General features: G+C 48.7%; 11 protein-coding genes and 4 pseudogenes. 10 read left to right on the plus strand and 5 right to left on the minus strand.

The features are described 5' to 3' along the window. The 6 genes and pseudogenes from K4A83_RS20325 to K4A83_RS20350 form a co-directional block, all read left to right on the plus strand. A pseudogene (locus K4A83_RS20325) lies at window positions 1-408 on the plus strand (hypothetical protein); the annotation flags it as partial. A 34-nt stretch (window positions 409-442) separates the two neighbouring features. Continuing rightward, entirely contained in the window at window positions 443-859 is a 417-nt protein-coding gene (locus tag K4A83_RS20330) for an element excision factor XisH family protein (RefSeq protein WP_265266525.1), read from the plus strand. Further along, window positions 847-1215 carry a XisI protein gene (locus tag K4A83_RS20335; protein ID WP_265266526.1) on the plus strand — a complete coding sequence of 123 codons (369 nt, stop codon included), beginning with the start codon at window positions 847-849 and terminating at the stop codon, window positions 1213-1215. Before K4A83_RS20330 ends, K4A83_RS20335 begins: the two co-directional genes overlap by 13 nt. Window positions 1216-1239: 24 nt before the next feature. Beyond that, window positions 1240-1584 carry a hypothetical protein gene (locus tag K4A83_RS20340; protein WP_265266527.1) on the plus strand — a complete coding sequence of 115 codons (345 nt, stop codon included), beginning with the start codon at window positions 1240-1242 and terminating at the stop codon, window positions 1582-1584. Next, complete coding sequence (locus K4A83_RS20345; RefSeq protein ID WP_265266529.1) at window positions 1581-3035, plus strand: keratin; 1455 nt, start codon at window positions 1581-1583, stop codon at window positions 3033-3035. The genes K4A83_RS20340 and K4A83_RS20345 overlap by 4 nt, the downstream gene beginning before the upstream one ends. Before the next feature lie 56 nt (window positions 3036-3091). Next, a pseudogene (locus K4A83_RS20350) lies at window positions 3092-3361 on the plus strand (tocopherol cyclase family protein); the annotation flags it as partial. Between the two features lie 56 nt (window positions 3362-3417). On the opposite strand, the gene rdgB reads toward K4A83_RS20350, so the two are convergent. The 3 genes from rdgB to K4A83_RS20365 all read right to left on the minus strand — a co-directional run bounded on the left by rdgB (window position 3418) and on the right by K4A83_RS20365 (window position 5730). Further along, window positions 3418-4005 carry an RdgB/HAM1 family non-canonical purine NTP pyrophosphatase gene (gene rdgB, locus K4A83_RS20355; RefSeq protein WP_265266531.1) on the minus strand — a complete coding sequence of 196 codons (588 nt, stop codon included), beginning with the start codon at window positions 4003-4005 and terminating at the stop codon, window positions 3418-3420. A gap of 80 nt (window positions 4006-4085) precedes the next feature. Then, on the minus strand, window positions 4086-5066 hold the full coding sequence (locus K4A83_RS20360) for an aldo/keto reductase (RefSeq protein WP_265266532.1): 981 nt from the start codon (window positions 5064-5066) through the stop codon (window positions 4086-4088). 94 nt (window positions 5067-5160) lie between these two features. After that, complete coding sequence (locus K4A83_RS20365) at window positions 5161-5730, minus strand: type IV pilin-like G/H family protein (RefSeq protein WP_265266533.1); 570 nt, start codon at window positions 5728-5730, stop codon at window positions 5161-5163. Window positions 5731-5939: 209 nt separating this feature from the next. Between K4A83_RS20365 and K4A83_RS20370 the strand changes: the two genes are divergently transcribed. Continuing rightward, a complete protein-coding gene (locus K4A83_RS20370; RefSeq protein WP_265266534.1) occupies window positions 5940-6485 on the plus strand; it encodes an NADPH-dependent FMN reductase in 546 nt (181 codons plus the stop codon). Here the strand turns inward: K4A83_RS20370 and K4A83_RS24115 are convergent. After that, window positions 6473-6550 (minus strand): annotated as a pseudogene (locus K4A83_RS24115) (zinc ribbon domain-containing protein); the annotation flags it as partial. The gene K4A83_RS20370 and the pseudogene K4A83_RS24115 overlap by 13 nt on opposite strands. Before the next feature lie 97 nt (window positions 6551-6647). Between K4A83_RS24115 and K4A83_RS20380 the strand changes: the two are divergent. The 3 genes from K4A83_RS20380 to K4A83_RS20390 all read left to right on the plus strand — a co-directional run bounded on the left by K4A83_RS20380 (window position 6648) and on the right by K4A83_RS20390 (window position 9828). Continuing rightward, window positions 6648-7307, plus strand: a complete 660-nt coding sequence (locus K4A83_RS20380) for a response regulator (protein WP_407810253.1) — start codon at window positions 6648-6650, stop codon at window positions 7305-7307. A gap of 366 nt (window positions 7308-7673) precedes the next feature. Continuing rightward, entirely contained in the window at window positions 7674-9389 is a 1716-nt protein-coding gene (locus K4A83_RS20385; RefSeq protein WP_265266537.1) for a SpoIIE family protein phosphatase, read from the plus strand. Between the two features lie 4 nt (window positions 9390-9393). Then, window positions 9394-9828 carry an ATP-binding protein gene (locus K4A83_RS20390; RefSeq protein ID WP_265266538.1) on the plus strand — a complete coding sequence of 145 codons (435 nt, stop codon included), beginning with the start codon at window positions 9394-9396 and terminating at the stop codon, window positions 9826-9828. A gap of 177 nt (window positions 9829-10005) precedes the next feature. Here the strand turns inward: K4A83_RS20390 and K4A83_RS20395 are convergent. Beyond that, window positions 10006-10330: pseudogene (locus tag K4A83_RS20395) on the minus strand (Uma2 family endonuclease); the annotation flags it as partial.

Here is a 10330-nt window from a genome sequence, read left to right on the forward strand (position 1 = left end):
AACCTCCCCCCAACCTCCCCCCAAACCAACCCCCTCCTCACCCTCATCCAACAACGCCAAGCCCTCCTCAAAGAAATCAACGACCCCACCTTCAACGAATTTGAAACCGTCAACCCCCAACTCCCCGACTTCAGCCAACTCCTCACCCCCACCACCGCCTTCCTCGCCGTCCGTTTCCACGAAGAACTCACCCCCACCCGCACCATTCCCCAAGCCTTAAAAGCCGCCCAAACCTGGTTCCGCACCCGCACCGTTCCCCAATTCCTCCAATGGTGCGAGCAAACCTTCCAAATCGATCCCGACGACTTAGACCGCTACGCCTTGCGCTTTGCCCGCCGCTACAGTCGTTCCTACCCCTTCGCCAAACGCCTCTATTGGGCCGCCTTTCGCGTCAATGGTTTAGAATAAATCAAGATCAGGGGGTTCTGAAGGGTGGCAATCTATGGCGGCAAAAGACCTTTTCCATGAAGCGGTTAAAGAGGGACTACAAAAAGAACAATGGCAAATTATTGCAGATCCGTTGTTGGTCAAAATCGACACAGTGAGATTTGAAATCGATTTAGGGGCTGATCGTCTGCTTGTTGCCGATAAAGGGCCAGAGAAAATTGCCATTGAAATCAAGAGCTTTATCGGTAACTCCATTATCACTGATTTTCATGCTGCCATTGGTCAATTCATTAATTACCGCACTGCACTCAAACTATTAAATTCAGAGCGACGATTATATCTAGCTGTCCCGATTGATGCTTTTAACCCTTTCTTTAAAGAGCGTCTACCTCAAGAGGTCATCCGTTCCTATGATGTCAATTTGATTGTTTATGATCCTCATCACTTGGAGATTCTACAATGGATAAACTAGAACATTATCGCCACTGTATTAAAACGGTGCTGCGATCGCACTCACTCCCCTCTATTAATACTCCCGATCTAGAAAGCCAATTAATTTTTGATCAAGAGGGAGATCATTACCTCTGGATTGAGGTCGGTTGGAATGATCTGGAATATGTCCATGCTTGCTTTCTGCACCTCGATATTAAAGAGGGCAAAATTTGGATTCAACGCAATCGGACTGAAACTGATGTTGCTGAAGCTTTGGTCGAGATGGGTGTTGCTAAATCAGATATTGTTTTAGGATTACACCCGCCCTATAAACGCCCCTATACAGGTTATGGTATGGCTGAACCCCAGAAAACTCCCGCATCCTTAAAACCGTAAAGTATTTCTTACCCTTTTTAAAATATGTCTCCCGAAGAAATAACCCTCATCGAAGACTTCCTTACCTTCCTAGAAGCTGCCCACACCAAACCCGCTGATGATCCCTTCTGGTCACAACTGGACAGCTTTCAAGCCGCACTGGTAGACGTAGAAGATCGCCCCCTGAAATTGGCATGGCATATTCAAGCTTGGTGTGATCAATTTCAGATCACGATCAACCCCGCAGCGATGCGCGAACTGCGGGTCAATATGATCAAAAAAGGTAAAACTATTCCTAAACCTGCCGAAGGGGAAGAGGCCAGCAAAGTCTACAACAAAGCCCTGATCTCCCAATCTGTCCAAAAGGCCAAGGACAGCAAATCAGCATGAGTGAATTGATTGCCCTGGATCACCTCTATGCCCCTAGCCTCTATTGGTTTACCTATCGCTATCATTCCGGACTGATTGCCGCCACTGATCGCACCCCCTCAAACCCAACCCTGGCGGATCTGTCTTGGGTGCAACAGCAATATCAACAGGTTTTCTCTGCCTTGGGCGTAGAGGGTGAACTCGGTTCAACGTGGCAAAATTATCAAGAAAGTAATAAAAATTGTGATCTTTTAAAGAATCCTGAGCTAGAGAGCGGCCGACAATATGAAGACTTTGCTATTCCCGACAAGAATTTAGAGGGGTTCATTTACCCCCAATCCCTCCATGATGCCTATGGGCTGAATCTCAATCTCTATTATCCAGAAAATCCTGGGGGCGATCGCCTCCCCATTGCTGAACTCAACCAATTTAACCCCCAAGCCTGCTTTAAACCCCCCACAACTCCCCCCTTCGGCTACTTGGGCCAAACCCTCCTCCTCACCGCCTACCTTGATATTCCCCGCCCCGCCAACCTTCGAGACCTAGAACCCTCAGCCCATCAATGTTGGCAACAGTTCTTTAAACTCGAAACCCTTGAACCATTACCCCGCCTTTATCGTGCCGCTGAATTTTGGGGCGGTTATCTTTATGAATATGGCAATCCAGAAGATGATTTAACGGTTAATCCCTACGGCCATTTAATGATTTGGTTTTTCTTTGATGGCAACACCAGCAGTATTTTAGAGCGATGCTATTGGGAATTACCAGAACTTTTGCTTTATTATCATAAAATTGCTTGGAGTTTTTGCGAGAGCCGTCATGACTATGAAAAAGCGGATCAGATTGTCAACCAAAATGAATCGAAGCTTGAAACCTTCAATACTCAATATTTGCAAAACCAAGACAATGCCGTTTTAACCGCAACCGAAATCACAGAATTAAAAATAACGTTAAAATCTCTGCTCAAAACCTCCCTTTCCTATTCCCAACAGTTGCGCAATCTCGAATATGCCCGCAACACGATCGCCATCAACCATCGCAACTATCTCGCCATCCTCGATCAAATGGAGCAATTAGCCCAAACCCCCCTAGAGGCGTTGCGGGTGTTTGGGGAAAAAGAAGCCGTTACGTTTCAAGACCAAATCACCGCCGATCTCAACTACTTCCGCCATGGATCAGGGTTGCTGGATACCGCGATCGCCTCCATTCGTGGCCTAGTGGAAATTGACCAAGCCGAGCGCGATCGCCACCTCCAAGACGAGATCCAAGCCATTGGCGTAGGCATCGCCACGGGGGCGATCCTCGCCTCCAGTGCTGGCTTGCTCACCCAACGCTGGCATTGGCCCAGCCGCGATCGCCTCTTACCCCCCCATCCCTTTCTAATTGCAGTCCTGGGCAGCAGTGTGATCGCCCTCCTCACCTGGCGATGGATGAAACACATCCTCAATCAACGCCGTTGCCTCAAACGTTAGCCCATGGCAGCTTTGCGCTACTGTGGGGGAAGCGCCTCCCTACCCCAGAGATTGCCATGACTCCCTCCCTGCAAACCCCCCACAGTGGTTATCACTTTTCCCCTTGGCTCCCCGGTCGGTTTTTTGAAGGGTGGTATTACCGGGTGACATTGCCCCAGTTGGGGGAAAGTTTCGCCTTTATGTATTCCATTGAAGACCCCCAGGGGGGACAGCCCCACAGTGGAGGAGCGGCACAGATATTGAGGCCGGGCGATCGCTATCTCTGGCAGACATTACCCGATGTGATGGGGTTTTGGGCCGCAGGGGATGGCCTCGCCCTCAACCACTGCCGCCGCGAGGGCTAGGGGGAAGGCTAGAGCGCAACAGGCGATCGCAACCAAGGCTATATTTCGGAAGAGCGCGGGGTTTCTTGCCGATTAGCTAAAAATAATCCAATGGCCTTGCCGCGATGACTAATACTGTGTTTGGTTTCCGGGGACATTTCGGCAAAGGTTAAACCGAGGGAGGGAACATAGAAAATGGGATCATAGCCAAAGCCATTATTCCCCCGAGGTGCGAGGGCAATTTCCCCTGCACAACTGGCCTCAACGGCCAAGGCGATCGCACCATCGGGACGAGCAAGGGCGATCGCACAGATGAATTGAGCCTCGCGCTGAGAGGTGTTTTCTAAGGCCTTTAAGAGCCGTTCAATGCGTTCTGGGTCAGTTTTGCCATAGCGGGCAGAATAGACCCCCGGCGCGCCATCAAGGGCATCTACAGCTAACCCTGAATCATCGGCGATCGCCCATTCCCCTAAAGCTTGCGCTACTTGGGAGGCCTTTAACGCCGCATTTTCAGCAAAAGTTGTCCCCGTTTCCTCAATTTCTAATTCATCCGGTTTGAGGGCTAATTCCCACTCCTCCCCGGCTAAGTATTTTTGCAATTCCCGCAATTTGCCGGGGTTACTGGTGGCCACAATTAATTTTTTCATGATCTTTCTCCGAGAAACCCCATCCCCCAAGTGGAGTGGGGTTGTTGACGAATTCTTCAGACTCAAGACGGGCGTATTCTTTAACGGGTTTGAAAAATATTCTGCACCATTTGTTTATCTAAACGGGCAACCGTGCGATTTAATTCCTCCTGTTCTCCTCCATCCAAAAACCATCCTAACGCCCCTAAATTTTCCTCCGCTTGTTGGACGGTTTTAGCCCCCGGAATGGGGATAGTACCTTGGCAGATGCACCAATTTAGGGCGACTTGTGCCATGGTTTTCCCTCGATGTTGTGCGATCGCCCCCAAGGTATCCAATAACGGCTGAATCCCCGGTAATAACTGCCGACAGAGAAACCCCCGTAAACCAGACGGCAACGCCCCCCCCAGTTTATATTTCCCCGTCAACAACCCCAATGCCAAAGGACTATAAGCAATCAGTTGAATCCCCAACTCATCACACACAGCCTTTAAATCCAACGTCGTCAACGGATAAGTCGAGAGCAGAGAATACTGCACCTGTAAACTCGTGAGGGGAATACCCCGCTCCTGAAAGCGTTTATAGACCTTTTTTAAGCGTAATGGTCCATAATTAGACAATCCCACCCCCCGGACCACTCCTTGCTCATACAAGTCCCCCAAACCGTCCAATAAAGCCCACTCCTGCCACGGAGCATAATTGGCCGTAGACCAGTGCATCTGCACCAAATCCACCGGACGACCCAAACGCTGCGCCGATGCTTTCTGGGCCCCCACCATTGCCCCCCGCGTCCAGCGCCAAGGATAGGCCGCCAATTTCGTCGCGATACAAATTTTCTCCTGATTCAACCCTTGATAGGCTTGGGCAAAGCGTCCTAGGAGTTTCTCACTCTGTCCCTTCAGTTTCCCGGTGCCGTAGGAGTCTCCCGTATCAAACAAGGTGACACCCCGACTCACACACAAATTAAACACCCGTTGTAGTTCTTCATCCATACTCGGGTCATAATCCCAGAGGAGACGATTCCCCCAAGCCCAAGTTCCACAGCCCATCACGGGAAGGGTAAGCTTTTGTTGCTGGTTCATGTTTTCATGGCAAGCGGTAAACAGTTGTAGGGTACGACAAAAAGAACAACTTGGGTTCACTTAGAACAACCTTAAATTCTGACGCACCATTTCCCTACAACGAACTAAACCCCCCACGATAGTTATTAAAAGGAGGCTGATTACAGCCAATATTCACCCCACCCCCATTAGGAGCCGTATTTTCCAGTTCCGCATCCGTGGGAATTATCGGTTTATTAGACTCACAAACGGTGGTAATGGTCAGAACTTCCCCCCAATCTGCATCGATTAAACCTGTACCAGCTAGACCAATATAAGCCCGTAATGTCGGCTTTCTAGGGGCTGCCCAGTTCGCGACACTTTCCCCCCCATCTTTAGAGGCGATCGCATACCGATAATTCTCCGTCTGCGCTTGAATCCCCATCCCCAATTCACTCAAGCGACTCGCATAAATCCCAGCCGCCACAAAATACATCTGTTGCCCCCGATTAATCGCCCCAATATTCATTTTCGCTTCCGCCTGTTTCGCCTTATTCGCCTGTCCCAACATGGACGGATAAGCAATCGATGCCAAAATGCCAATAATAATCACTACCACCAATAATTCAATCAGCGTGAATCCTGCTGAACCTTGTCCTTGTCGCGCACACTGACCGAGAAAGCGGGTTTTCCAGTTGCTATTCATCACGTCTACCCTCCCCGTGCCGTTTTCAGATCAACTACACCTCCCCATTACCAAATTTTAGATAGTTGTGACAAAACTTAATCATTTCACAAGTAAACAGTCATACAAAGAGACGAGGACGAGTGGCACCCTTGACCCATTCACCTTTTTTGTGTTAACTTAAACGTACTCATTACCACTTCATATAAATAAACGCTGAAAAAACAAACATGGTCAAAATTGTTGGTATTAGTGGCAGTTTACGCCCAGACTCCTATAGTGCTTTAGCCTTAAAACAAGCGGCACAACGAGTTGAGGCACTCGGAGCCGAGATGAACCTTTTGGACATTCGCCAGTTAAATCTCCCCTTTTGTGATGGAGGAGAAGACTATCCCGACTATCCCGATGTTACCCGCCTAAGACAAGCCTTTCAGGAAGCCGATGGGATAATTCTGTCCACCCCGGAATATCATGGTGGTGTGAGTGGAGTCCTAAAAAACGTCTTGGATTTGATGAGTTTTGAGCATTTAGCCGGGAAAGTAACCGGAGTGATTAGCGTTTTAGGGGGACAAGCTAACAGTAATGCCTTAAATGATTTGCGGGTGATCATGCGCTGGGTTCATGCTTGGGTAATTCCCGAACAAATCGCCGTCGGTCAAGCTTGGCAGGCCTTTAGTCCCGAAGGGAAACTATTAGACGAGAAATTAACCCAGCGTTTTGATCAATTTGCTCAAAGCTTAGTGGAGCATAGCGAAAAGTTGAAGAGGCAAACATGACAGGTTTTAGAGGAGGCAAAGAAACGGTCAACCTCAATATAGGTTTTTCCTTCCCACTCCGCTTGTTAAACTTAAAAAATCAATTATCAATTATCAATGAATTCTCCCCCAATCCTGTTAGAATGGGGAACAGTTCACCAAGCGAAATCTAAAAAATTGCCAATGAGTCGTATTCGGGTTGCCCTTGTCGAAGACCATGACTTAACTCGGGTCGGACTGAAAACAGCCTTTCTCCGCGAGAGTGAGATTGAATATATCGGAGAAGCAACCAACGGGACAGACGGTCTGAAGTTGCTGCAAACTCAACGGCCAGACGTGGGGATTGTAGACATTGGTCTGCCGGGCATTGATGGTATTGAACTGACTCGTCGCTTCAAATCCTTAGCCGTAGATAAAACCGCCACCAAAATCCTGATTTTGACGCTACAGGATCAAGAAGAGGCCGTGATGGCCGCTTTTGGAGCCGGGGCGGACTCTTACTGCATGAAAGATATTAAATTTGACCTACTGCTAGAAGCCATCCGAGCCACTCATCAAGGGAACGCTTGGATTGATCCGGCGATCGCACAAATTGTTCTGAGTCAAGCCAAAGCCAGCACCACCCCCCCCAGTAATGATCCCCCCAACTACGGGCTAACAGAACGAGAACTCGAAGTTTTACAACTGATCGTTAACGGCTACAGCAACGCCGACATCGCCCAAGAACTTTACATCACCGTTGGCACAGTAAAAACCCATGTGCGCAACATCTTAAACAAACTCTGCGCCGACGACCGCACCCAAGCCGCCGTCCGCGCCCTCCGTTCCGGTCTAGTGTGCTAATATCCCACTCAAACCCTCTCACAGCTTAACTTTTCGGATTCTAGCGTAACTCTCGCCAGCTTTTTGGTAAAATGAGGGAGTGTCAGCAACCGCTCTAGACCCTCAGTCAGTCCACTGAACCCATTGCTCTAGAGCCACTGGTGTACATGACCGACAACAAAAACCCCTTAAAATCCTCTTACAACTAGAGCATTGATCCAACTTGAACCCGTTGTATCCGATTCAGAGATGGTCTGTCAGGGGCTTGGCTTAGACAAAAATCAAACGAATCCGGATTCATCGATTCGGGATATTCTCTTGTTCACCCCTTGATTATTGTTGAGTCCTAAACCAGTTGAGTCTAAAACCACAAACCGGAGTGAGTGAATGAGTCAGGTAAGCCCCAAAAAACTAAAATTAATGGTGGTGGATGATGAACCTGATAACTTAGATCTGCTTTACCGTACCTTTCGGCGGGACTTTAACGTGTTTCGGGCTGATGGAGCTCTAAGCGCCCTTGACACCCTAGAACAAGAAGGCGAAATGGCCGTGATCATCTCCGATCAACGGATGCCCGTCATGAACGGAACCGAATTCCTCAGCAAAACCGTTGACCGCTTTCCAGACACCATTCGGATCCTACTAACCGGATACACCGATGTCGAAGACTTAGTAGATGCCATCAACTCAGGGAAAGTCTTCAAATACATTACCAAGCCCTGGAACCCCGAAAAGCTCAAAGAAACCGTTCAACAAGCCTCAGAAACCTACTTAGTTCTCAAACAACGAACTAACGAACTCAGTCGCGCCCTGCGGCGGGAAGAAATCCTCAACGTAGTGACTAGCACAATTCGGGAGTCCCTCGACTACCAGAATATGCTCAAGACCATCGTTAAAACCATCGGGGAAAAATTCCAAGCAGATCAAGGTATTCTCAAACCCGTTGAAGATAATCAACTCGGGAGTGAATGCTTTTTCTATCCAGCCCTCGGGCCCCCTGAAGACAACACAGAAGAAGCACCCCCTCCTCCCCTCTCCTCAGAAGTAGAAAACCTGCTCAAAACCGTTCTAGCCACCCAAGAAACCCAAATCGAAGGGCGCGCCAACCGGGAAGGAGGCTTACACCTAGCCATCCCTCTCACAGTGCAACAGCAGATTTTAGCCGTTTTATATCTCAACCAACAAAACGCCTTGATTCCTTGGAGCGAGGAAGATATTAGCCTCATCCAATCCGTAGCAGAACAAGCCGCCCTAGCCATCTCCCAAGCTAAACTCTACCAACGAACCCAAGAGCAGGCTGAAAAAATGCGGGCAGAACTAGCCGTCGCCCGGCAAATTCAGCATAACCTACTCCGTCAGAGTTGGGGAGAAACCAAAAATGTTAAAGTACAAGCCAGTTGCTATCCGGCTCGGGAAGTAGGGGGGGATTTCTTTGAAGTCTATGTTCACCCACAAGGGGATGTCTGGCTTGCTGTGGGAGACGTATCTGGGAAAGGAGTTCCCGCCGCACTCTTTATGGCCAGTGCCATCTCTATTTTGCGTCGCGAACTCTCCCAAGAAGGTTCACCAGAACCCGATGTGGTGATGCGGAATCTCAATCAGACCATGAATGAAGACCTATTTAGTACAAATTGCTTCATTACCATGGTTCTTGCCCGCTATAACCCAGAAACCCGTCGTCTGGTTTACGCCAACGCGGGTCATATTTACCCTATGTTGTGGCATCACCAGAGTACGATAGATCAGGTGGCGGTCAACGAAACCGTCCAACCAGAGTATCTGACCGTGCGGGGGGTTCCAGTGGGCATCTTACCGATTTGGAAAGCAAAAGCGGGAGAAATGACATTAAATTCAGGCGATATTTTTCTGCTCACCAGTGATGGAATTACAGAAGCGACAATAATTCCGCCCTTAAGTCAGGGAGTCGATTCTGGGAACTCCAATAGTTCACACAATCCAATGCTGGGTCAGGAGGGACTTTGGCAGTTAATTCTCCAAGAACCTCAGACATTTGATCTCGATAGTTTACTTAATCGTTTTCGCGAATGTACCAATCAAGTTCAAGAAGACGACCAAACGATTCTATTTCTGGAGGTTCTGTAGCTGCATGAAGACAGAGCTAAATGTACCAAGTGATCTCAAGTTTTTAGCGGTAGTTGAGCGTTGGTTGCTTGACTGTTTACAAATTGAACTCGGCGACTCCGTAGAGTGGCCACGCCAGTCTAATCGTTTACGATTAGCCTTGGTAGAGGCTTATTCCAATGTGGTGCGTCATGCTCACCGAGATAAGCCCGATCTCCCGGTGTTACTTCGCTTAGAGTTAGATGAGCGGGATGTAGCGCTGGAAATTTGGGATCATGGCAATGGTTTTGACCTGTCCACCTATTTACCACCGAATCCTGATGATAAGCAGGAGGGAGGTTATGGCTGGTTAATTATGAACCGTTTAATGGATAAAGTGGAATACCGCTTACAGGTCAATGGTCGTAATTGTTTGAAGTTGGAAACCAGTTTACCGGAAATTAAGCCAACTGAGGTTTAAGGCGTGATTAGTGATTAGTGCTGGTGATCATTAGGGAGACTAATTATCAATTATCAATTCTCGATTTTTAAACTCTTTTGGGTAGGAAGCCCGCGCTGTACTCGTTGGCGCAGCCTGCCCGAAGGGCATAGAGTCAGCGTCGGGGAGTTCACGTTCAATAAGAGGCCGTCAAAAAGTTTAATAGGTTGACCAATCATCGGGGTCAATCCCCCGTTCTCGCAGGAGATTACGCAGTTGCTCTAATTCCCGTTCGGCTTGTTCGGCTCGCATTCGTTCCTGTTCAGCCCGCATTCGTTCTTGTATCCGTTCCTGTTCCGACTCCTCTGGACTCCGCAAATACTCCCCAGATACTGAGTCAAAAAACCGCAAACGACAATCGGATAATACCCGCAACTCTAAACCCAACACCTGTGAGGGAATGCTTAAGATGTCCCCTTCTAACTCCTCTAGGGGTAAAATCTCATACTCTGCCCCTACTAAACGCCGTCCTCGTAGGGGTGGG

This window comes from Spirulina subsalsa FACHB-351 (assembly GCF_026130165.1).
GTDB classification, from domain to species: domain Bacteria; phylum Cyanobacteriota; class Cyanobacteriia; order Cyanobacteriales; family Spirulinaceae; genus Spirulina_A; species Spirulina_A subsalsa_A.

Coding starts and splice junctions, on each gene's coding strand:
- K4A83_RS20335 (WP_265266526.1), top strand. CDS start 847: ATGGATAAACTAGAACATTATCGCCACTGTATTAAAACGGTGCTGCGA.
- K4A83_RS20370 (WP_265266534.1), top strand. CDS start 5,940: ATGGTCAAAATTGTTGGTATTAGTGGCAGTTTACGCCCAGACTCCTAT.
- K4A83_RS20390 (WP_265266538.1), top strand. CDS start 9,394: ATGAAGACAGAGCTAAATGTACCAAGTGATCTCAAGTTTTTAGCGGTA.
- K4A83_RS20330 (WP_265266525.1), top strand. CDS start 443: ATGGCGGCAAAAGACCTTTTCCATGAAGCGGTTAAAGAGGGACTACAA.
- K4A83_RS20380 (WP_407810253.1), top strand. CDS start 6,648: ATGAGTCGTATTCGGGTTGCCCTTGTCGAAGACCATGACTTAACTCGG.
- K4A83_RS20365 (WP_265266533.1), bottom strand. CDS start 5,730: ATGAATAGCAACTGGAAAACCCGCTTTCTCGGTCAGTGTGCGCGACAA.
- K4A83_RS20360 (WP_265266532.1), bottom strand. CDS start 5,066: ATGAACCAGCAACAAAAGCTTACCCTTCCCGTGATGGGCTGTGGAACT.
- rdgB (WP_265266531.1), bottom strand. CDS start 4,005: ATGAAAAAATTAATTGTGGCCACCAGTAACCCCGGCAAATTGCGGGAA.
- K4A83_RS20345 (WP_265266529.1), top strand. CDS start 1,581: ATGAGTGAATTGATTGCCCTGGATCACCTCTATGCCCCTAGCCTCTAT.
- K4A83_RS20385 (WP_265266537.1), top strand. CDS start 7,674: ATGAGTCAGGTAAGCCCCAAAAAACTAAAATTAATGGTGGTGGATGAT.
- K4A83_RS20340 (WP_265266527.1), top strand. CDS start 1,240: ATGTCTCCCGAAGAAATAACCCTCATCGAAGACTTCCTTACCTTCCTA.